This is a genomic window from Aeromonas sp. QDB68, assembly GCF_027707405.1.
Lineage (GTDB): Bacteria > Pseudomonadota > Gammaproteobacteria > Enterobacterales > Aeromonadaceae > Aeromonas > Aeromonas caviae.
Genome location: NZ_JAPCIQ010000004.1, coordinates 65,712 through 86,813 on the forward strand (window position 1 = coordinate 65,712; position 21,102 = coordinate 86,813).

The window sequence follows — 21,102 nt, forward strand, 5'->3', positions numbered from 1 at the left end:
AGCCACCTCAAGGGTTGCGAGGGGGCGTCCAAGTCCGTACATTGGAAGCCCATCCAGCGCCAGTACAAGGATTTAACATGTTTGATTTTGACCGGGAAATAGATCGCAGCGGTACCATGAGCCTGAAATGGGACAAATACAAGGGTCAGGATGTCCTGCCCATGTGGGTCGCAGACACCGACTTCGTCTCTCCCCCCGCCGTACTGGAGGCCCTCACCAAACGGGTCGCCCACGGCATCTTCGGCTATTCGCGCCCCTCTCCCCGGCTCATCGAACTGATCGTATCGCGTCTGGCCAGCCGCTATGGCTGGACCATCCAGCCCGAATGGCTCGTCTTCCTGCCCGGGGTGGTGCCGGGCCTCAATCTCGCCTGCAAGGCCTGGAGCCAGCACGGGCGCGGCATCATCACCCCCAAGCCGGTCTACTACCCCTTCCTGCAGGCGCCGGGCTTCAATGACCGCCCCCTGCTCACTGTCCCCGTGGTGGAGGAAGAAGGCCGCTGGGTGCTGGATCTCGAAGAGCTTGAGCGTCAGGCCCCCTCGGCGGATCTGCTGTTGCTGTGCAACCCCCACAACCCGGGCGGCACCGTCTTCACCCGGGAAGAGCTGCTGGCCATCGACGCCATCGCCGAGCGCCACAACCTGGTGATCTGCTCCGACGAAATCCACTGCGACCTGCTGCTGGACAAGGATGCCCGCCACATCCCCTATGGTGCCCTGAGCCCGGAGGCGGCCGAACGCTCCGCCGTCATGATGGCGCCGAGCAAGACCTTCAACATCGCAGGGCTGTGCTGCTCCTTCGCCGTGATCCCCAATGCCCGCCTGCGGCTCAAGCTGCAACAGGCGATGCGCGGCATCAGCGCCGACGTCAATCTGCTGGGGTTCGTGGCGGCCGAGGCGGCCTATGAGGGGGGCGAGCAGTGGCTGAATGAACAGCTCGACTATCTGGCCGGCAACCTGGCCCTGATCGAGCAGGCCGTGGCCCGCTGGCCCGGCGTCAAGCTGGCCCGCAACCAGGCCACCTACCTCGCCTGGATCGACATGAGCGCCCTGGGCCTGGACGATCCCGTCGCCTTCTTCGAACAGGCGGGCGTGGGTCTCTCCCCCGGAGCCCAGTTCGGCAACGGCCAGTTCGTGCGCCTCAACTTTGGTTGCACCCGGGCCCGTCTCACCGAGGCCCTGGCCCGCATGGAGAAAGCCATTCTCCAGACCCGCTAGCGAACCGTCCCGGGCGGCGGCCCCAGGCCGCCCGGTGCGCGCAAAAGCGGTAAAATCCGTTCAGCTTCCCGTCTGATACGGATAAGATGAGGCTCATCACCGGATGAGCCCGCCTCCTCCTTATGTTCAGCCACGGTTTCGGTCCACTATGCGCCCATTCGCCTTCTCTGCCCTGTTGCGTCTGCCACGTACCGCCCTGCCCTGGCTTGCGGCCGTGCTGGCGCCCTCCCTCTTCGCCTCCCCCGCCTATGTCACCATCGGTACGGGAGCCCTCAACGGCGTCTACTACCCCACAGGGGGGGCCATCTGCCGCCTGCTCAACGAGGAGAGTGCCCGCCACGGCCTGCACTGCACGGTGCAGAGTACCTCGGGCTCCATCGCCAATCTGGCGGCGCTCGCCAAGGGAGAGGTACAGCTCGCCCTGATGCAGTCGGATGTGCTCTACCATGCGGTGCACGGCAGCGGCCCCTTCGCGGGCCAGGCCCCGGACGATCAGCTGCGCAGCCTCTTGCGGCTCCACAAGGAGTCCCTGACCCTGATTGCCAGCGCCACCAGCAACATCACCACCCTGGCCGACATCAAGGGCAAGCGGGTCGATGTCGGCGCCCCCAACTCCGGGGACAGGGTCACCAGCCGGGCCCTGCTCGATGCCATGGGGTGGCGGATCGCCGACTTCAGCCGCCCGCCCGTGATCTCCGCGGGCAACCGGCTGGAGGGGCTCTGTGACGGCACCCTGGATGCCGCCTTCGTGGTCGCCGGTCACCCCAATCAGGCCATCGGCGATCTCACCGGCCGCTGTCAGGCCCGCCTCATTCCCATCGAGGGGGAACAGGTGGACAAGCTGCTCAAGCAGCACCCCTACTATGATCGCAGCCGCATTGGCGCCAACCTCTATCCGGGGCAGACAAGCGGCGTCAATACCTTCGCCGTCACCGCCGAACTGGTGGCGCTGGCCAGTCTGCCCGAGAGCGAGGTGCGCACCCTGCGGGACGTGCTGAACGAGCGGCTCAAGCAGTTCACCCGGCTGCATCCGGCACTGACCACCCTCACCTGGGAAGGCATGCAGGCGGGTAGCATCGCCCTGCTCCATCCCGGCATGCTGGATGCCGTGCCCACCCTCCCGGCGGACACCCTCACGGCATCCGGTGCCGGGGCCACCTCGGGTGCCTTGCCGACCTTGTCCCCGGCGAGCAGCGCGGCCACACCGACCGATGGGACAGGCCCCCTGGAAGGCACCGCGCCACTGGAGGGGTCCGACACCTTGCCGGAGCAGCCGGCCGCCGCGACCCTCTCAACCAGTTCGGGGGCGGCCTCCACCAACCAGGCCCCGGCACTGACCGAGCCGCCCACACCGGGCAGCGCAACCCTGGCACCAGGCCATCCCCTGACCCCGCCTGAGGCGCCCGCCTCGTCGGCAACGCCGCTGGAGGCGCCATCACCGGAGGCCATGCCGGCCAGCCCGCCCAGCCACGCGGTGGGGACCACAGCCCCCGCCGGGCAATGAACACCAACCAAGAGGCCACCCCAGGGGTGGCCTCTTGGTTATCGGGAACGGGCGCCTGGCCTGTCACGGCGCCAGCAGCAGCGCCGGATTCTGGATCTCCTCCTCCACCCAGTGCAGCAGTTGCTTGATAGCCCGCGACAGCACCTGGTTCTGGCGCACCACATACCCCAGGCTGGTGCCGGGAAAGTCGGTGAGGCGGGTCACGGGGGCGGTCAGCTTGAGCCTGGGGTGGAGGGAGAAGTCCGGCACGATGGCGACGCCAAAGCCCGCCTCCGCCCAGTCGAGCTGGGCATCCACGCTGCCCACCTCCATGATGCGGCAACTCGGCAGGCCGAGCAGGGGCAGGGAGGGGTCGATGAGCGCCCGGGTGCGGGTGTCGTGCCCCAGCAGGATCAGGGTGGGCTCGTCCAGGGGATCGCTCTCCCCCGAGCTTGCCCGCGCCTGCCAGCGGCCGAGGCCGTGGCCCAGGGCGCACCAGGTCACCTGCTGCAGCTCGGTGTAGAAGAGCGGCTCGCTGCGCTTTTGCGCCATCACGAAGCCCAGATCCGCCTTGCCCGCTCGCACCAGGTCTGCCGCCTGATCCGAGGTGGTGTTGAACAGGGTGAGGTCGATGCCGGGAAAGGCCTGCTTGAAGCGCTGGAACGGCTGGATGAGCAGCAGGCGCGAGATGATGTCGCTGGCCGCGATGGCGAGCGTCCCCTGGCTCAACTGGCTCAGGGCATTGAGATCGGACTGGCAGAGCTGCAGCTCGTTGATGGCGCGCTCGGCGCTTTGCAGCAGCCGCTCCCCCGCCTGGGTCAGACGGAACGGGCTGCGCTCCACCAGCTTGACCCGGGTCGCCTGCTCCAGGTTCTTGAGGTGCAGGCTGACGTTGGGCTGGGTCATGTGCAGCTCGGTGGCGGTCTGGCCGAAGTGCTGCAACCGGGCCAGGGTGACGAAGGTGTGCAGCCAGTGAATGTCCAGCATGGGGATCCTCTTCTACCCCGGCTCCCGGAGCGCCGCCCTGTGGGGAGGGACGCCTCCCGAAGCGGGCCTGGTGTCGATAAATACGCCATGATTATATGGCTCTCTTATCGGAATTATAAAGATAATTAATTTTTCTAATCCTCACGGGGCTCCTAGGATGAACGCCTAACGTCTTAGGAGAAAGAGTCATGTCGTCTATCGTAGTCGTAGGTGCTAACTGGGGTGATGAAGGCAAGGGCCGCATCGTCGATTATCTGGCAGGCCAGGCTGGCGCCAGCATTCGCTTCCAGGGCGGCAACAACGCCGGCCACACCGTGGTCAACGATCTGGGCACCTTCAAGCTGCACCAGGTGCCGAGCGGCGTCTTCAACCCGGACTGCCTGGTCGTGCTGGGCCCCGGCATGGTGATCAGCCCCGAGAAGCTGACCGTCGAGCTGGAAGAGGTCAAGGCCTCCGGCGTCATTCCCAAGCTCGCCATCTCTGACCGTGCCACCCTCTGCCTGCCGCTGCACGCACTGGAAGACACCCTGGAAGAGCAACGTCTGGGCGACGGCGCCTACGGCTCCACCCGTCAGGGCATCGCCCCGGCTTACGGTGATCGGGTCATGAAAAAGGCGATCCTGGTGGGCTGGCTGAAACAGCCGGACGTGCTGGTCGAGCGCATCCAGTTCATGCTGGACTGGAAACTGCCGCAGATGAAGGCTCTCTATCCGGACTTCGAATTCACCCAGACCGCCCAGGAGATGGCCGACTGGCTGCTGGAAGTGTCCGCTCCCTGGCTGGACGCCGTCTGTAACGTCAGCATGCCCCTCAAGGCACTGCAAGCCGAAGGCAAGACCCTGCTGTTCGAAGCCCAGCTGGGTGCCGGCCGTGATCTCATCTACGGCGAATACCCCTGGGTCACCTCCTCCCACGTTTCCGGCGCCTACGCCGGCATCGGTGGCGGTCTGCCGGGCCTGCGCCCGGAGCGCGTCATCGCCGTGGCCAAGGCATTCAGCTCCTCCGTCGGTACCGGCACCCTGCTGACCGCCATGGAGAACCAGGACGAGTTCCGCAAGATCACCAACGAGTTCGGCGCCACCACCGGCCGTCCCCGTGACGTGGGTTACTTCGATGCCGTCGCCACCAAGAACGGCGTCGAGCTGCAGGCTGCCACCGAAGTGGCCCTGACCAAGCTGGACTGCCTGACCGGTCTGCCGGATCTGAAGATCTGCGTGGCCTACGAAGGTGCCCACACCGAGAACCCGATCTGGCCGCAGACCGCCGCCCTCACCCCCGTCTACGAGAAGATGGAGAGCTGGAGCGAAGACATCAGCGGCTGCCGCACCTTCGCCGAGCTGCCCAAGGCTGCCCAGGACTATGTGCTGCGCATCGAAGCCCTGCTGGGCGTGCCGGTGCCCATGGTCTCCGTCGGCCCGGGCCGTGACGAGATGATCCTGCGCTAAGGCCCCTCGCCTCTCCCAAAAACCGGCATCCCAGGATGCCGGTTTTTTTATGCCCCTCAAAAGCCCCGAACAGCTCACAAAAGCCACCTTTATGGCATAATTTGAGCCATATGGGCACTCTGTTTTGAGCCAGCCCCCTTAGAGTGAATGCCATATTCACACAAAGGAGTGCCCATCATGAGATCCCCCATTATCCCGCTGCTGCCCCTGTTCTGCCTCGCGGCTCTGCCCGCCGGTGCCATGACCCTCAAGAGTACCGACATCCGCGAGGGTGAACCCATGGACAAGATCTTCAGCTTCAACGGCTTTGGTTGCAGCGGCGAGAACCGCTCCCCCCAGTTGAGCTGGCAGAGCCTGCCCGCCGGCACCCAGAGCGTCGCCATCACCGCCTATGACCCGGACGCCCCCACCGGCAGCGGCTGGTGGCACTGGCTGGTGGTGAACCTGCCGGCCAGCCAGAGCGAGCTGCCGAGCAATGCCTCCGGCAAGCTCAAGCAGGGGCTGGAGCTTGGCACCGACTACGGTACCCAGGGTTATGGCGGCCCCTGCCCGCCCGCCGGTCACGGCATGCACCGCTACCAGTTCACCGTCTGGGCCCTGCCCAAGGCGCTGGAGGTGAAGGCCAACACCCCGCCCGCCATGGTAGGCTACATGCTCAACAGCCTGGCCCTTGGCAAGGCCACCCTGACCGCCACCTTCACCACCCCCTAGGAGCCCGCCCGATGAGCACGCCCCTGCTGCAACTGAATCATTACTTCGGGATCCGCCAGCAGCCCCTGCGCCGGGTGCTCATCTACGCGCCGACCCTCATCTGGGTGCAGCAGGGCCGCAAGCAGCTGTGGTGGCGGGAGCAGCGCCTCTCCTTTGACAAGGAGAGCTGGCTGCTGATCCCGGCGGGTCACCGGCTCACCTTCGTCAACCAGCCGGAGCAGGGCACGTTTCGCTCCCAGGCGCTCACCCTGCTGGCCCCTCCACCGGCCGAGTGGCTGGCAGAGAGCCCCCTCGATCTCCTCAAGCCACCGGCCATCAGGGTGACGTCGGCCCTCGCCTTCTGCTTCGATCTCGTCACCACCATGGCGCAGCGGCAGCTCTGCGAGACGGCCCAGACCCAGCTGCTGCAAGGGTTTTATGGCGAGCTCAGGGAAGCGGGGGGCCTTGGCCTGCTCTTTCCTGCCACCACCATGACCCTGGGGGAACGGCTGGCCCGTTACCTCAGCGTGGAGCCTGGTCTCGATCACCGGCTGGAGACGGTAGCGACCCACTTCGCCATGAGCCGCGCCTCTCTGGTCCGCAAGCTGGCCGCCGAGGGGCGCAGCTTTCGCCAGGTGCTGACCCAGGTACGCCTGGGGCACGCCCTCACCCTGCTGCAACAGGGGCTCACTCCGCTTCAAACCGCCCTCGCCTGTGGCTACGACTCCCCCGGCCGCTTTGCCGCGCGCTTCAAGGAGGAGTTCGGCCTGACCCCCCACCAATACCTGCGTACCTGCCCCGGGAGCCATGCCGCTCGCCAGGTAGGAGAACGCTGATCGCCCCTCTCCTTTGCATGGCATCGAACGCCATGCTGCACCCAAAAAACAAAAAGGCCTCCGTAAGGGAGGCCTTTCTTATGGCAGCGCCAGAGGTGGCGACTTACTTCACGGTCACCCGGGCAAACTTGCGCTTGCCGACCTGGTAGACGGCGGTACCGGCACCGATGAGGGCCTTGCCATCGTCCAGCTTCTCGCCATCCACCTTGACCGCGCCCTGCTTGATCATGCGCAGCGCTTCGGAGGTGGTGGCCACCAGATCGGCGTCTTTGAGCAGGTTGGCGATGGCCAGCCCTTCCCCTTCCAGTGCCAGCTCGACTTCCGGCATGTCGTCCGGAATGGCGTTCTTGGAGAAGCGCTGGGTGAAGTCTTCGTGGGCCGCTTCGGCCGCCGCTTCATCGTGATAACGGGCGATGATCTCCTTGGCCAGCCAGATCTTCACGTCGCGCGGGTTGAGGGTGCCGGCAGCAATGCCTGCCTTGAACTCTTCGATTTCAGCCAGCGGACGGAAGGAGAGCAGTTCGTAGTAGTTCCACATCAGATCGTCGGTGATGGACATGATCTTGCCGAACATCTCCCCCGGGGCATCGTGCACGCCGATGTAGTTGGCAGCGGACTTGGACATCTTCTTGACGCCATCGAGGCCTACCAGCAGCGGCATCATCAGCACGCACTGGGTCGCCATGCCCGCATCTTTTTGCAGCTCGCGACCCATCAGCAGGTTGAACTTCTGATCGGTACCGCCGAGCTCGACATCCGCCTTGAGCGCGACCGAGTCATAGCCTTGCAGCAGCGGATAGAGGAATTCGTGAATGGCGATGGACTGGCCGCCCGAGTAGCGCTTCTTGAAGTCGTCACGCTCCATCATGCGGGCCACTGTCTGCTTGGCCGCCAGCTTGATCATGCCGGTCGCGCCCAGCTCGCTCAGCCAGGTGGAGTTGTACTCGATGCGGGTCTTGGCCGGGTCGAGGATCTTGAACGCCTGCTCGGCATAGGTGAGGGCGTTGTGCTTGATGGCCTCTTCGGAGAGCGGCGGACGGGTGGCGTTTTTGCCGGAGGGGTCACCCACCATGGCGGTGAAGTCACCGATCAGCAGGATCACTTCATGGCCCAGATCCTGGAAGGTCTTCAGCTTGTTGAGGATCACGGTATGACCCAGGTGGATGTCCGGCGCGGTCGGGTCCATCCCCAGCTTGATGCGCAGGGGGCGCCCTTCCTTCAACTTGGCGATCAGTTCTTCTTCAACCAGAATTTCTTCCGCTCCGCGCTTGATCTCGGCTAGCGCCACCTCGAGCTGGGACATTTTTTGACTCTCCAATCACGATTCCACAGGGCCAGACATATTACTGGAATGGCGGGCCAATTGGAAAGGCGGTAAACTCCGACCTTCTTCCGGGTTCAACTTTGTCTGCTTCTCATGGTCCTTTGGCACGCCTTCAACTCTCTCCCTCACTGGCACCGCAAGATGGTGCTTATCCTGAGCATCATGGTGATGATGCTGGCGGCCTGGCCGAGCGAACAGGCAGTCGCCACCCGGGTCGATGACAACGACAACGAACTGGCCGTCGAACAGCAGGTCGACGAGGAGGCCCAGCTGGCACGGGCCGAGCCCGTCACCCCGCCCAAACCGCGCTATGTCACCAGACAGGTGAAGGTGCGCAGCGGCGACAACATGGGGGTCATCTTCCAGCGCCTGGGCCTCAGCACCACGGATCTGCACCTCATCGACCAGCTCGAGGGCACGGATACCCTGCGCCTGCTCAAGCCCGGTCAGGAGCTCACCTTCAAGCTCACCAAGGGCGGCGAGCTGCACAGCCTCTATTACCCCCACAGCCTGGAGCAGGCGCTCAAGGTGAACCGCCGGGATGACGGCTTCGTGGCCAGGCCGGTGAAGATCGAGCTCGACACCCGCGAACAAGTGGCCCAGGGGGAAATCCGCTCCAGCTTCTGGGGCGCCGCCGTCGAAGCGGGCATGACGGAAGACCAGATCATGGATCTCGCCGCCATCTTCGGCTGGGACATCGACTTTGCCCAGGACCTGCAACCGGGGGACAGCTTCCGGGTGGTCTACCAGGACAAATACCAGGATGACGAGCGGGTTGCCTCCGGCGACATCCTGGCCGCCGAGTTCATCAACCAGGGGGCCATCTACCGCGCCGTGCTGAATGAGGATGGCAACTACTACACCCCGGACGGCAAGGCGATGCGCAAGAGCTTCCTGCGCGCGCCGGTCAACTTCAAATACATCAGCTCCAACTTCAATCCGCGCCGCCTTCACCCGGTCACCGGCAAGGTGCGTCCCCACAACGGCATCGACTACGTGGCGCCGGTGGGGACCCCCATCATGGCGGCGGGCGGCGGCAGCGTGGTGGCCGCCGGCTACAACCAGTTCAACGGCAACTACGTCTTCATCAAGCACGCGGGCAACTACGTGACCAAGTACCTGCACCTCTCCAAGCGCACCGTCAACAAGGGGCAGCGAGTGAAGCAGGGCCAGACCATCGGCCTGCTCGGCGGCACCGGCCGGGTCACAGGCCCGCACCTGCACTATGAGTTCGTGGTGGGCGGCGTGCACAAGAACCCGCGCACCCTCAACCTGCCCCAGGCGGAGTCTCTCAGCGGGCGGGCGCTGGCCAGCTTCAAGGCCCAGGCCATGCCCCAGCTCGCCAAGCTGGACAGCCCCGAGCTGCAACTGGCCAGAAACAAGGGCAACGGCGACGACAGCTGACCGCTGTCGACCAAGGTGGAACACGGTATCAGACCGTTCCTCTGCATCATTGAAAGGGGTTGTCATGAGCGGGCCATATATCCGATTGATGTCGGGGACCAAGGCGGAACACGGCATCGAACCGTTCCTCTGCATCATTGAAAGGGGGTTGTCATGACTGAGCGCTATATAGGCTGGATGTCCGGTACCAGAGCGGGGCATGGCATCGAACCGTTCCCCTGCATCATTGAAAGAGGGTTGTCATGACGGAACGCTATATAGGCTTGATGTCCGGTACCAGCATGGACGGTATCGACGCCGTGCTGGTGCAGCTCGAGGGGGATGCACTGCGGGTCGAGGTGGCCCTCTGCCATCCCTGGCCTGCCGATACGGCTCGCACCCTGCATGAGCTTTGCACCCCGGGGGAGAACGAAATCGACCGCATGGGGGTCGCCGACAACCTGGTGGCCCGCGAATTTGCCGCCGCCACCCAGGCCCTGCTCGCCAAGGCGGCGCTGACTCCCAAGGAGATTCGCGCCATCGGCAGTCACGGCCAGACCATACGCCACCGCCCTGCCCTCGGCTTTACCCTGCAGATCGGCAACGCGGCCCTGCTGGCGGCCCTGACCGGCATCGACGTGGTGGCCGATTTTCGCACCATGGACATGGCCCTCGGCGGTCAAGGGGCCCCCCTGGTGCCCGCCTTCCATCAGGCGCTCTTTGCCCGCCCCGGCGCCCTTCGGGTGGTGCTGAACCTCGGCGGCATTGCCAATATCTCGGTGCTGCTCGGCCAGGCCGACGGGGGGGCAGGTTCAGGGGTATATGGCTTCGATACCGGCCCCGCCAATACCCTGCTCGACGGCTGGTATCGCCGCCACCATCCGCACGGTGACAACTATGATGCCGGTGGCCAGTGGGCCGCCAGCGGCAGGCTTATCCCTGCGCTGCTGGAGCAGTTGCTGGCTCACCCCTACTTCGCCGCCCCCGCCCCCAAGAGCACGGGGCGTGAGATGTTCACCCTCGACTGGCTCGACGGCGAGCTGGACGGCTGCACATACGCCCCCGCAGATGTGCAGCGTACCCTGCAATCCCTTACCTGCCACAGCATCGCCCGCCAGTTGCCCGCCCACAGTGATGCGCCAACCCGGCCCGAGCTGTTTGTCTGCGGCGGCGGCGCCCACAACGCCCCGCTGCTGGCGGAGCTGGCAGCCCTGCTGCCCGACTGGCATCTGACCAGCACCGCCCAGCTCGGCCTTGCACCGGACTGGGTGGAAGGGGCCGCCTTTGCCTGGCTGGCACAACGCTTTATCCAGCGAAAGCCGGGCAACCTGCCTGCGGTGACCGGCGCGAGCCGCCCGGCGGTACTGGGCGCCCTCTATCCCGCCTGAGCCGCTTCCCGAGCGCCCTCCCCTCTAATGGAACAAGCCCGAACAGGTGCACCTGATCGGGCTTGTTGTTATGCCTGACGCCAGATGGCGCAGACCCGTCACTCTGTGCTCCCTACCCGAGCCGCTCTTTCAACCTGGCCGCCTGCGCCTTGAAGGTCTCATAATCGGCGACATGCCGACTCCTGGCGGCGGTGATCCACTGCACGCCCGTCTCGTCGGCGTGGGAAAATTCGATGCAAAACTCATATTTCGCGCTGGAGAGCAGCCCCATCAGGGCGCCAGACAGAAAACCTACCAGGGGCAGGAAGAGCACGATGAGCCAGTTGCCCGCCTGCTCGTAGGAAGGGGTGAAGTAAAAGAGCACACTGGAGGTGACCACTCCCAGCAACAAGGTCTTCTTGAGCCGATCCATCCAGCCGAGTGCTTTTACCTGCACGCCGACGATGCGGCCCAGATCGTAGCGATCCTTGTTCACCCTCAGTGTGTTGTCCGACTGTTCAATGGCAATGGCCATCCTGATACTCCGTCCTGTTGGCTATGGCGATAAGGGGTTGCCGTGGCGGCCCCGGATTGTGCATCCCGTGATCATGACGGACCAGCGGCCAGCCACGGGGCGATGGGCGGCGCCTCCCCCAACAGGAACACACGCTGCGCATGGTATCGTATGGCGCCAAACATCAAAAGGCGTTCACATCAAAAGGCGAGGTGGATCACCTTCTACCCACCCCTTGTCCCCCGTGCAGCCGTTGGCTTTTCTGGCAATCCTCTCTTGGGCAAGGTAGCCGGGGGATCAGGGGTCAGTGAGATAACAGTCCCGTGATGACCCTCAGCAGGGGCGGGCCGATGGGATGGTGCCATGGGCCCGCACCTCGAGAGCACTCCCATGGCCCTAGAAGGCCCACTTCAGGAAGCGGTTTACCTGGCGCTTGACCGGTGCACAGAGCGGCGGTTTGGGAGGCTCCAGGTTGATCTGTCTGCGGCCCACCCTGGCTTCGCCCCGCAGCAGGATCTGGAGATAGTGGGGGTGCTGGCGCTGGATGAATCGAGAGATCTCATGGGCCCAGGGTTTGGGGACTCCCCACAGGGTCGAGGCCAGGGCGCCGACGATACAGAAGAAGGCGGGCTCGTGCATGCCCATCCTGACGCCATTCTCCAGCGCCTCCTTGAAGGAGCCCGAATGGGCGATGCAGGTCATCACATTGACCATGAAGGCGGCATAGTCATCTTCCCCGCCGTGGCCCACCCTGGCCACCAGCCCGGCCTGCGGCCTGTAGCCGAACTGGTGGCCGATGTGCTCAAGCACCGCATTGCGCTGGCGAATGACCTTGGCATAGAACATCAGCATGGCGGTGCAGTCGAGCGCCTGGCTCAAGGCCTCCTGATGAGGATGGGTCTGGGTGGGACGGGGGGTGGTCAGCAGCGCGATCTCCTCCGAGATGGCGAGCAGACCGATGGGCACCGCCGTGCTGATAAAGGCAAGATCGATGGCGATCGCCAGGTCCTGACCCTCCTCCATTCGGCCAATGACCACCTGCTCGGCAAAGAGGCGACGCTGGCGCTCGATAAAGGCGCCATAGATCAGGGCCCTGAACTTCTTCTGGGGATAGGGGGTATCGAGCAGGGTCTCCATGGTCAGGATGGCGGCACCGGTGCGACCGCGCAGTTGATAGTCGGGGACGAGGGGGAAGTGCTTGCCTAGGCGGGGGGGTGGCCGAAACCCGCTGGTGCGGCTGTACATGTCACCCAGAATGAATCCAAGCATAAAACCTCCGAAGTCAGATGACGGGGGTCGCGATGCGATCGCATGTGCCACTCCCGGGCAGATGAGTGCCGATCCGTGCTGCTCGTCGGCAGGGTCCCTGATTTCATTATTAATCATACAGTTAATAATCCACCCAAACCCCGACCAAGGTCACAATAACGGCAGTTGATGACAAAGAACACAAATAAGGATGGTGCGGGGAAGATGAGCCGGCTGCATCGCAAGGAGTGCGGGATACGCCAGGGCGGCAAAGCAGGGCGGACTCCGGGGCCCCCTCACAGGGAGGGTCATGACAGGAGTGATATGCATCGGGGGGCGGCAAGTCGGGGCAGGCAAGGGGAAGGCCCCCTCCCCTTGCTTCTGCGCCCTGCTGGCGGGCTGCGTTCGCGCCACTGAAAAGATATGGCATAGGCGGTGTGGCGACCCGCCCATGTCAGCCTCCGCCGCAGGGGCTAAAAAGCGCCCTCTCTTTCTCCCGTATTTATGTCATGACCTGTGGCCATGCAAAGAGGGTGAATGTTATTTCAGTGTGCTCACCGCAGCATATTTTGGCGGCGCTGAACAGGGCGTCGAGAGAGCGATAAATAGATAGCTATGCAAAACTGGGAGAATAAGCTGCCATTTCGCCAAAAGTATTAACGGAGGATTCACAGGCTGTAACCCTGATGCGCGACAATATGGCGCTATCTGGTTCCACTTTCATGGTAAAGCGGGATCATCATCACCTTTATTTGCCATGTCCGTCATGAATTGAATCGCAAAATGAATATATTTCACTCTGTTGAGCCACCTCATAGAAACCGGATCCCGGTTTGCATCCCGGGATAACCGCCCCCTAGAATTCTCCCGTCTGAATCACCAGGCCAACTTCTCTCCCTTGTCTGTTGCACGCGCTGTCTGCATCGAAACAGGGCTCGACACTGTGATGATCGTTCTCCTTTTCTCCGTCGCCCTGCGGCGGGAACGGGCAACTGTTGCCGCAATATCACGAGTCATCAGCGTGCCGTATTCGGCCAGGGAAGAACAATGCGGCCCGGACCCTACATCAAAAACGAAAAAGGAGTATCGCCATGAGTGGTACCATCATCAAGTCAGCCAGAAATACCCCCAATGCGCCTCAGGATCTGGGGCCCTATACCCAGAGCGTGGCCTTCTCCCACTACAACAATATTGCCGCCCAGCTCCCGGTCGATCCGAAAACGGGCGCGCTGGTCGCAGGGGATATCCAGGCGCAGGCCAGACAGTGTCTCACCAATATCCAGGCCATCGTCCAGAGCGTTGGCCACGGCATGGAGGACATGGTGAAGGTGACCCTGTTCCTCGCGGACATCGCCGACCTCGATGCCGTCAACGCCGTCTATCGGGAATTCTTCCCCCACTCGCTGCCGACCCGCACAGTGCTCGCCGTCGCCAGTCTGCCGCTCGGCGCCAGGGTGCAGATGGACGCCCTGCTCTCCAACGGGGAAGGCACCTTCCCCCAGGCCCCCTGCCCGCTGCTCAAGATCTCCCGAAACAGCGACCGCGCCCCGCAGGATCCGCTCTCCAGCCAGAGCGTCGCCTTCTCCCATTACAACAATATCGGTGCCCAGCTGCCCCTCGACCCCGCCTCCGGCGCCCTGGTTGACGGTGGCATCCGCGAGCAGGCGGCCCAGTGCCTGCGCAATATCAAAACCGTGCTGGAGAGCATCGACGTGCCCTTTGACGACATCGTCAAGGTGACCGTCTATCTGACCAATCTGGCGGATCTCGACGCCGTCAACGAGGTTTACACCACCTTCTTCCCGGACTCCGCCATCGCCCGTGCCGTCGCCTATCTGCCCGCCCGCTCTGTGGTCAGTGCCGCCGCCCTGCCGCTGAGCGCCCGGGTGCAGATGGATGCGGTCATCTCCCACGGTGACGGCACCCCGCCCCAGCTGGTGGAAGACAGGCACAATCTGGTGATCCGTGCCCGCAATACCGACAAGGCACCGAGAAGCCCGCTGCATACCCAGAGCGTCGCCTTCTCCCACTACAACCATATCGCGGGCCAGCTGCCGCTCGACATGACCACAGACAAAGTGCTGACCGGTTGCGTCCGTGAGCAGACCGCCCAGTGCCTCGGCCATATCAAGACCATCGTCGAGAGCATCGGCCACGTGATGGACGATATCGTCAAGGTCAATATCCAGCTTGCCAACATCGCGGATCTGGCGGAGGTGGATGCCATCTACGCCAAATATTTCCCGGGCTATCTGCCTGCCCGCACCGTGATTGGCGTCAGCGAGCTGCCCGCCGGCGCCCTGGTGCAGATGGATGCGGTGATGTCCAACGCCGAAAGCACCCCGCCGCAGGTGTAAGTTTTCGCTCAAAAAAAAAAGAGGCCGGCTATATGCCGGTCTCTTTTTTGGTAACAGGAAGGGATATTATTTTTATGGCATCGTCTTAAAGAACGCGAACGTCCGATTACGCTTCGCTAATCGAACCTACAGGCTGTGGTGATTTTTCTTGATTGCTCTTCGCTTTTAACTTTGCATTGCGTGCAGATATAAATTTCCTAGCGATTTTTATTTGCTTTTTAGACATTGGGATTTTATCTTTACTGGCAACTGCATTTATTTTAACTTCTAAAATCCCTTCAAATATAGTTAAATTAGGTTTAGTAAATCCTTGGCTAAGAATCAACTCTTGAAAAACCATGGACTCGATAAGTAGATTTTTAAAAAATTTATTGTCACCATATACAACTGCCTGATAAAATAAATATTTTACCTCATACGCTGTTAGTTGTGATGCTAAAATTCTCCAGTAAGTTTCTTTAATTAGTGGAGCCTTACATTCCTCATCTATAAGGGTAAGGATACTATAGAAAGTACCGATATATCGACTTTGCTTAATAAAAACAGACTTAATAGACCGAATTAGTTCATATTTATAGGCAAGTAGAGCATTCTCTTCACTTGGAAGGGAACGATATCCTTGTGAAGCCCACAATTTATCAAACTTTAAGATTAAAAATCGCAATGCCTCGACACCACAGAGCCGAGTTGATTGCTCTTGGGTTCTGATAGATAAATCTTTAAGATTTTCTTTATATAATTTTAGTAACTGATAAAAAGAATCTTCAAATCTCTGCCTTGCAAAAGTCTGACTCTGTGAAAACATTTCTTTTCTTGTCTCAATCAGCTCTTCTCTCGTTAATTTAAGATCTTCTCTTTGCATAAAGAGAGTCGCTAATATTCCAGAGAATGCAATACCAGTAAAAAATGAAGTTAATACTCCAAAGCTATCCCCAAATGTTCCAGCTTTAGTAACTGAAAATTCAGAAATTGGCCACACAATCCAAAGTAATGCCGCACCATAGAGAGCAAAGATTAAAAAAATTATTAATAATGATATATAAAATGGCTTTTCGTAACTATTCATACTCAAGCGTGCTCGTTAGAATGAATTGTCAAATGTTACTACCGGCCCCCCCCATAATGACAATGGTGTTATTTGGATGTTTTCATGGCTCGAAAAGTATCTTTAAAAAATAGTTTATATATATACATAATTAACTGAAATCTTCCTTTAACTCCATAAAAAACGCCCCCCATCTTGCGATGGAGGGCGTTTTATTGTTCCGGCTATTGAGCCAAAAAGGCCCAACGTTCAGCGATTACAGGGACTCTGCGGTCGCAACCACGTTTTCCACGGTAAAGCCGAATTCCTTGAACAGCAGCTCGGCCGGAGCGGACTCACCGAAGGTGCGCATGCCGATGATCTTGCCGCCGAAACCGACGTACTTGTACCAGTAGTCGGCGATGCCCGCTTCGATGGCCACACGCTTGGTGACGGCGGCCGGCAGGACGGACTCTTTGTACTCGGCAGATTGAGCGTCGAACACGTCGGTAGACGGGATGGAGACCACGCGCACGGCACGGCCATTGGCAGTCAGCTGCTCATAGGCAGTCACGGCCAGCTCCACTTCGGAACCGGTGGCGATCAGGATCAGCTCCGGGGTACCGGCGCAATCCTTCAGCACGTAACCACCCTTGGCGGCATCGGCCAGTTGCTGGGCGGTGCGGTCCATCTGGGCCAGGTTCTGACGGGAGAAGATCAGGGAGGTCGGGCCGTCGGTACGCTCGATGGCGTGTTTCCAGGCGATGGCGGACTCTACCTGGTCACACGGGCGCCAGGTGCTCATGTTCGGGGTCAGACGCAGGGAGGCGATCTGCTCGACCGGCTGGTGAGTCGGACCATCTTCACCCAGACCGATGGAGTCGTGGGTGTAGACGAAGATGGCGCGCTGCTTCATCAGGGCGGCCATGCGCAGGGCGTTGCGGGCGTACTCCATGAACATCAGGAAGGTGGCGCCGTAGGGGATGAAACCACCGTGCAGGGCGATGCCGTTCATGATGGCGGACATGCCGAACTCGCGCACGCCGTAGTGGATGTAGTTGCCTGCGGCGCTCTCGGGAGTCAGGGACTTGGAGCCGGACCACATGGTCAGGTTGGACGGCGCGAGATCCGCGGAGCCGCCCATGAATTCCGGCAGCAGCTTGCCGAAGGCTTCCAGAGAGTTCTGGGACGCTTTACGGGTCGCGATCTTGGCCGGGTTGGCCTGCAGGGTTTCGATGATCTTGGCGGATTCAGCAGCCCAGTTGGCCGGCAGCTCGCCAGCGGTACGGCGCTTGAACTCGGCAGCCAGGGCCGGGTGAGCGGCTTCATAGGCGGCGAACTTGGCAGCCCAGTCGGATTCGAGCTTGGCACCCTTCTCCTGACCGTTCCACTCGGCGGCGATGTCGGACGGGATGACGAACGGCGCGTGGTCCCACTTCAGGAAGGCACGGGCGGCGGCGATCTCGTCGTTGCCCAGCGGTGCGCCGTGGCAGTCGTGGGAGCCGGACTTGTTCGGGGAACCGTAGCCGATGATGGTGCGGCAGCAGATCAGGGTCGGCTTGCCGGTCTCGGCCTTGGCGGCTTCGATGGCAGCGTTGATGGCTTCCGGGTTGTGACCGTCAACGGCCGGGATGACGTGCCAGCCGTAGGCTTCGAAGCGCTTGGGAGTGTCGTCGGTGAACCAGCCTTCTACGTGACCGTCGATGGAGATGCCGTTGTCATCCCAGAACGCGATCAGCTTGCCCAGACCCAGGGTGCCGGCCAGGGAGCAGGCTTCGTGGGAGATACCTTCCATCAGGCAGCCGTCGCCCATGAAGGCGTAGGTGTAGTGGTCGACGATGTCGTGACCCGGCTGGTTGAACTGCTCGGCCATGGCCTTCTCGGCGATCGCCATGCCCACGGCGTTGGTGATGCCCTGACCCAGCGGGCCGGTGGTGGTTTCAACGCCCGGCGCATAACCGTACTCCGGGTGACCCGGGGTGCGAGAGTGCAGCTGGCGGAAGTTTTTCAGATCGTCGATGGAGAGGTCATAACCGGAGAGGTGCAGCAGGGAGTACAGCAGCATGGAGCCGTGGCCGTTGGAGAGAATGAAACGGTCGCGGTCGGCCCACTTGGGGTTGTTCGGGTTGTGTTTGAGGTGGCTGCGCCACAGCACTTCAGCGATATCCGCCATTCCCATGGGGGCGCCCGGGTGACCGGAGTTGGCTTTTTGAACGGCATCCATACTCAATGCACGAATGGCATTGGCAAGCTCTTTACGAGAAGGCATCTGTATCTCCTGCGATTGCTTCATTTGATGGCCAAGATTAAGGCGCGTTATTGTCCCAGCAGGGGGCGCGGCGTGCAAATATTATCTGGGCGAATAAAGTGGCTTTGGGAGCACAATCGCTTTTCTGGGCGGGGAAAACGATTCAATCCGCCCCCTGCTTTACCTCCATGGAGGTGGATCCCTTCCCCATCCCGCCCCGGGCGGCTCCACCCCCAAATAGTGCTGGCAATCACCGGATGACCTATTTAAAATAGACGTCCAGATGTAGATACCTCTACAGTCATCCTGTCATTATCCGGTTATGGCCAAGGCGATAACCCTTACGAATCGAGAACCAAACATGGCAAAGCTGTTTACTTCCGAGTCGGTCTCCGAAGGCCATCCCGATAAAATCGCCGACCAGATCTCCGATGCGGTGCTGGACGCCATCCTGCAGCAGGACACCAAGGCGCGCGTCGCCTGCGAAACCCTGGTCAAGACCGGCATGGTGATGGTAGCCGGCGAAGTGACCACCTCTGCCTGGGTCGACATCGAACAGATCGTGCGCGACACCGTGCGCGAGATTGGTTACACCCACTCCGACATGGGCTTCGACGCCGACTCCTGCGCCGTGCTGAACGCCATCGGCAAACAGTCTCCGGACATCAACCAGGGCGTCGACCGTACCGACCCGCTGGAGCAAGGTGCCGGTGACCAGGGCCTGATGTTCGGCTACGCCACCAACGAAACCGACGTGCTGATGCCCGCGCCCATCACCTACTCCCACCTGCTGGTGAAGCGTCAGGCAGAAGTGCGCAAGAACGGCACCCTGCCGTGGCTGCGTCCGGACGCCAAGAGCCAGCTGACCTTCGCCTACGACGACGCAGGCAAGATCCTGGGTGTCGATGCCGTGGTGCTCTCCACCCAGCATTGCGACTCCATCAGCCACAGCGATCTGGTGGAAGCGGTGCGCGAAGAGATCATCAAGCCGGTGCTGCCCGCCGAGTGGATCAACAAGGACACCAAGTACTTCATCAACCCGACCGGTCGTTTCGTCATCGGCGGCCCCATGGGTGACTGCGGTCTGACCGGTCGCAAGATCATCGTCGACACCTACGGCGGCATGGCCCGTCACGGTGGTGGCGCCTTCTCCGGCAAGGATCCGTCCAAGGTGGACCGCTCCGCCGCCTACGCCGCCCGCTACGTGGCCAAGAACATCGTGGCCGCAGGCCTCGCGGATCGCTGTGAAGTGCAGGTCTCCTACGCCATCGGCGTGGCCGAGCCCACCTCCATCAGCGTCGAAACCTTCGGTACCGGCAAGGTGGCCGAAGCCCTGCTGGTCAAGCTGGTGCGCGAGTTCTTCGAGCTGCGCCCCTATGGCCTCATCGAGATGCTGGATCTGAAGCGCCCGATCTACCAGGCAACCGCCGCTTACGGCCACTTCGGCCGCGACGAGTTCCCCTGGGAGAAGACCGACAAGGCCGAGCTGCTTCGCGCTGCCGCCGGCCTGTAAGGCCCGAGGTTGTGATAAAAGGGGAGCCAGGCTCCCCTTTTGCTTTTGTGTCCGTCCCGAGGATCCCATGCCTGCCACTGCCACCCGGCTTGACCCCGCCCTCATCGAGATGCTGCTCGCGCGCGTCGAGGCCTGCTTTGTGCAGGCTGAAACGCGCCTTGGCCGCACCTTTCTCCGCCCGCAAGTCCATTGCAACATGCGGGGCCGGGCGGCAGGGTCTGCGCGGCTGCAAACCTGGGAGCTGCGTTTCAATCCGGCGCTCTATCAGGCCAATCAGCAGGCGTTTCTCAGGGAAGTAGTGCCCCACGAGGTGGCGCACCTGCTGGTCTATGCGCTCTGGGGAGAGGGGCGTGGCAAGAGCCGGGTACTGCCCCACGGTCGCCAGTGGCAGTCGGTGATGCGGGAGCTGTTCGGTCTCGAACCCAGCACCACCCACAGCTTCGATCTGGGGGTGCTGGCCCAGCGCACCTTCGTGTATGCCTGCGCCTGCCAGCAGCATCCCCTCTCGGTGCGCCGCCACAACAAGGTGATGCGCGGCGAGGCCCGCTATCACTGCCGCCGCTGTCGCCAGCCCCTGGTGTGGCAGCGCGACACGACGGCGGATTGAGTCACCCCGTGTCGCGCTCCTGTGATAGGGTGCGCGCTTACTTCATTCAACTGTCTCATTGCCAAGGATATTCATGTTTCGCCCTCTGCTCTCCCTCTGCCTGGCCCTGCTGGTCAGCGCCCCGGCCCATGCCGACAACATCCAGACCTTTCGCGCCGCCAAGCAGGATCTGAACAAGCTCTACCAGAGCCACCCCGTCACCTTCTACTGCGGCTGCAACATCAAGTTCAGCGGCAAGAAGATGGCCCCCGACTGGGAGAGCTGCGGCTACCTGCCGCGCAAACAGGCCGAGCGGGCCTCCCGCATCGAATGGGAGCACGTGGTGCCCGCCTGGGAGTTCGGCCACCAGCTCCAGTGCTGGCAGGACGGGGGTCGCAAGAATTGCGGCAAGAGCGACGAGTTCAACAGGATGGAGGGAGACATGCACAACCTCTTCCCCACCATCGGCGAGGTGAACGGTGATCGGGCGAACTTCCGCTTCAGCGACTGGAACGGCAAACCGAACCAGTACGGCAAGTGCCAGATGCTGGTGGACTTCAAGGAGCGCCAGGTGCAGCCGCCCAAGGGGCCGGTGCGTGGCCAGATCGCCCGCGCCTACCTCTACATGAGCCAGCAGTACGGACTGCGTCTGGCGGCCCAGCAGCGCAAGCTTTACGAAGCCTGGGACAGGCAGTATCCGGCTGATCGCTGGGAGTGCGAGCGCAACCGCCGTATCGGCAAGCTGCAGGGCAATACCAATCCCTTCATTGAAAAGCAGTGCCAATAACCCCATTTGACCAGGGAGGGGGAGCGTCCCCCTCCTCCTGAATCCCTTCACTCTCTGTCTCGCGAGCCTTGCTCGCCGCCGTGCAGTAGGGTA

Annotated in this window: 17 protein-coding genes; 11 read left to right on the top strand and 6 right to left on the bottom strand. The window is 61.9% G+C overall.

Annotated features, from left to right (window positions below; genetic code table 11):
• Positions 1 to 77: 77 nt before the first annotated feature.
• Both PG892_RS02430 and PG892_RS02435 read left to right on the top strand, forming a co-directional pair.
• Positions 78 to 1,217, top strand: a complete 1,140-nt coding sequence (locus PG892_RS02430) for a MalY/PatB family protein (RefSeq protein WP_010673889.1) — start codon at positions 78 to 80, stop codon at positions 1,215 to 1,217.
• Between the two features lie 148 nt (positions 1,218 to 1,365).
• Positions 1,366 to 2,721, top strand: coding sequence for a TAXI family TRAP transporter solute-binding subunit (locus tag PG892_RS02435; RefSeq protein WP_010673888.1), 1,356 nt, complete (start codon positions 1,366 to 1,368; stop codon positions 2,719 to 2,721).
• Between the two features lie 63 nt (positions 2,722 to 2,784).
• Here the strand turns inward: PG892_RS02435 and PG892_RS02440 are convergent, their stop codons facing one another.
• On the bottom strand, positions 2,785 to 3,687 hold the full coding sequence (locus PG892_RS02440; protein WP_010673887.1) for a LysR family transcriptional regulator: 903 nt from the start codon (positions 3,685 to 3,687) through the stop codon (positions 2,785 to 2,787).
• 188 nt (positions 3,688 to 3,875) lie between these two features.
• Between PG892_RS02440 and PG892_RS02445 the strand changes: the two genes are divergently transcribed.
• From PG892_RS02445 to PG892_RS02455, 3 genes are all read left to right on the top strand, one after another.
• Positions 3,876 to 5,132 carry an adenylosuccinate synthetase gene (locus tag PG892_RS02445; RefSeq protein ID WP_010673886.1) on the top strand — a complete coding sequence of 419 codons (1,257 nt, stop codon included), beginning with the start codon at positions 3,876 to 3,878 and terminating at the stop codon, positions 5,130 to 5,132.
• 177 nt (positions 5,133 to 5,309) lie between these two features.
• A complete protein-coding gene (locus tag PG892_RS02450) occupies positions 5,310 to 5,843 on the top strand; it encodes a YbhB/YbcL family Raf kinase inhibitor-like protein (protein ID WP_010673885.1) in 534 nt (177 codons plus the stop codon).
• Positions 5,844 to 5,854: 11 nt separating this feature from the next.
• The gene (locus tag PG892_RS02455; RefSeq protein ID WP_010673884.1) at positions 5,855 to 6,658 is read left to right on the top strand and encodes a helix-turn-helix transcriptional regulator; all 804 of its coding nucleotides are present in this window, start codon (positions 5,855 to 5,857) and stop codon (positions 6,656 to 6,658) included.
• A gap of 103 nt (positions 6,659 to 6,761) precedes the next feature.
• On the opposite strand, the gene tyrS is transcribed toward PG892_RS02455, so the two are convergent.
• Positions 6,762 to 7,961, bottom strand: a complete 1,200-nt coding sequence (gene tyrS / locus PG892_RS02460; protein WP_045525179.1) for a tyrosine--tRNA ligase — start codon at positions 7,959 to 7,961, stop codon at positions 6,762 to 6,764.
• Between the two features lie 114 nt (positions 7,962 to 8,075).
• On the opposite strand from tyrS, the gene PG892_RS02465 reads away from it, so the two are divergent.
• Together PG892_RS02465 and PG892_RS02470 are read left to right on the top strand one after the other, a co-directional pair.
• Positions 8,076 to 9,386, top strand: a complete 1,311-nt coding sequence (locus tag PG892_RS02465) for a peptidoglycan DD-metalloendopeptidase family protein (protein ID WP_069784477.1) — start codon at positions 8,076 to 8,078, stop codon at positions 9,384 to 9,386.
• A gap of 242 nt (positions 9,387 to 9,628) precedes the next feature.
• Positions 9,629 to 10,753: an anhydro-N-acetylmuramic acid kinase gene (locus PG892_RS02470; RefSeq protein WP_069784476.1), complete on the top strand. Its 1,125-nt coding sequence runs from the start codon at positions 9,629 to 9,631 to the stop codon at positions 10,751 to 10,753.
• 112 nt (positions 10,754 to 10,865) lie between these two features.
• Here the strand turns inward: PG892_RS02470 and PG892_RS02475 are convergent, their stop codons facing one another.
• Complete coding sequence (locus tag PG892_RS02475) at positions 10,866 to 11,267, bottom strand: hypothetical protein (RefSeq protein WP_223929890.1); 402 nt, start codon at positions 11,265 to 11,267, stop codon at positions 10,866 to 10,868.
• 375 nt (positions 11,268 to 11,642) lie between these two features.
• The gene (locus PG892_RS02480) at positions 11,643 to 12,515 is read right to left on the bottom strand and encodes an ADP-ribosylglycohydrolase family protein (protein WP_069784475.1); all 873 of its coding nucleotides are present in this window, start codon (positions 12,513 to 12,515) and stop codon (positions 11,643 to 11,645) included.
• Positions 12,516 to 13,585: 1,070 nt separating this feature from the next.
• On the opposite strand from PG892_RS02480, the gene PG892_RS02485 reads away from it, so the two are divergent.
• A complete protein-coding gene (locus tag PG892_RS02485) occupies positions 13,586 to 14,851 on the top strand; it encodes a RidA family protein (RefSeq protein ID WP_069784474.1) in 1,266 nt (421 codons plus the stop codon).
• A 106-nt stretch (positions 14,852 to 14,957) separates the two neighbouring features.
• Here PG892_RS02485 and PG892_RS02490 read toward each other — a convergent pair whose 3' ends face one another.
• Complete coding sequence (locus PG892_RS02490) at positions 14,958 to 15,917, bottom strand: putative phage abortive infection protein (RefSeq protein ID WP_113725002.1); 960 nt, start codon at positions 15,915 to 15,917, stop codon at positions 14,958 to 14,960.
• 235 nt (positions 15,918 to 16,152) lie between these two features.
• Positions 16,153 to 18,144, bottom strand: coding sequence for a transketolase (gene tkt, locus PG892_RS02495; RefSeq protein ID WP_010673870.1), 1,992 nt, complete (start codon positions 18,142 to 18,144; stop codon positions 16,153 to 16,155).
• A gap of 340 nt (positions 18,145 to 18,484) precedes the next feature.
• Between tkt and metK the strand changes: the two genes are divergently transcribed.
• From metK to PG892_RS02510, 3 genes are all read left to right on the top strand, one after another.
• Complete coding sequence (metK, locus tag PG892_RS02500) at positions 18,485 to 19,636, top strand: methionine adenosyltransferase (RefSeq protein ID WP_010673869.1); 1,152 nt, start codon at positions 18,485 to 18,487, stop codon at positions 19,634 to 19,636.
• A 67-nt stretch (positions 19,637 to 19,703) separates the two neighbouring features.
• A complete protein-coding gene (locus PG892_RS02505) occupies positions 19,704 to 20,243 on the top strand; it encodes a SprT family zinc-dependent metalloprotease (RefSeq protein ID WP_010673868.1) in 540 nt (179 codons plus the stop codon).
• 73 nt (positions 20,244 to 20,316) lie between these two features.
• Positions 20,317 to 21,009, top strand: a complete 693-nt coding sequence (locus tag PG892_RS02510; protein ID WP_010673867.1) for an endonuclease — start codon at positions 20,317 to 20,319, stop codon at positions 21,007 to 21,009.
• Positions 21,010 to 21,102 lie beyond the last annotated feature (93 nt).

Bases quoted from the DNA above. Each gene is read 5' to 3' on its own strand.
- PG892_RS02430 (WP_010673889.1), top strand. From the start codon at position 78: ATGTTTGATTTTGACCGGGAAATAGATCGCAGCGGTACCATGAGCCTG.
- PG892_RS02435 (WP_010673888.1), top strand. From the start codon at position 1,366: ATGCGCCCATTCGCCTTCTCTGCCCTGTTGCGTCTGCCACGTACCGCC.
- PG892_RS02440 (WP_010673887.1), bottom strand. From the start codon at position 3,687: ATGCTGGACATTCACTGGCTGCACACCTTCGTCACCCTGGCCCGGTTG.
- PG892_RS02445 (WP_010673886.1), top strand. From the start codon at position 3,876: ATGTCGTCTATCGTAGTCGTAGGTGCTAACTGGGGTGATGAAGGCAAG.
- PG892_RS02450 (WP_010673885.1), top strand. From the start codon at position 5,310: ATGAGATCCCCCATTATCCCGCTGCTGCCCCTGTTCTGCCTCGCGGCT.
- PG892_RS02455 (WP_010673884.1), top strand. From the start codon at position 5,855: ATGAGCACGCCCCTGCTGCAACTGAATCATTACTTCGGGATCCGCCAG.
- tyrS (WP_045525179.1), bottom strand. From the start codon at position 7,961: ATGTCCCAGCTCGAGGTGGCGCTAGCCGAGATCAAGCGCGGAGCGGAA.
- PG892_RS02465 (WP_069784477.1), top strand. From the start codon at position 8,076: ATGGTCCTTTGGCACGCCTTCAACTCTCTCCCTCACTGGCACCGCAAG.
- PG892_RS02470 (WP_069784476.1), top strand. From the start codon at position 9,629: ATGACGGAACGCTATATAGGCTTGATGTCCGGTACCAGCATGGACGGT.
- PG892_RS02475 (WP_223929890.1), bottom strand. From the start codon at position 11,267: ATGGCCATTGCCATTGAACAGTCGGACAACACACTGAGGGTGAACAAG.
- PG892_RS02480 (WP_069784475.1), bottom strand. From the start codon at position 12,515: ATGCTTGGATTCATTCTGGGTGACATGTACAGCCGCACCAGCGGGTTT.
- PG892_RS02485 (WP_069784474.1), top strand. From the start codon at position 13,586: ATGAGTGGTACCATCATCAAGTCAGCCAGAAATACCCCCAATGCGCCT.
- PG892_RS02490 (WP_113725002.1), bottom strand. From the start codon at position 15,917: ATGAATAGTTACGAAAAGCCATTTTATATATCATTATTAATAATTTTT.
- tkt (WP_010673870.1), bottom strand. From the start codon at position 18,144: ATGCCTTCTCGTAAAGAGCTTGCCAATGCCATTCGTGCATTGAGTATG.
- metK (WP_010673869.1), top strand. From the start codon at position 18,485: ATGGCAAAGCTGTTTACTTCCGAGTCGGTCTCCGAAGGCCATCCCGAT.
- PG892_RS02505 (WP_010673868.1), top strand. From the start codon at position 19,704: ATGCCTGCCACTGCCACCCGGCTTGACCCCGCCCTCATCGAGATGCTG.
- PG892_RS02510 (WP_010673867.1), top strand. From the start codon at position 20,317: ATGTTTCGCCCTCTGCTCTCCCTCTGCCTGGCCCTGCTGGTCAGCGCC.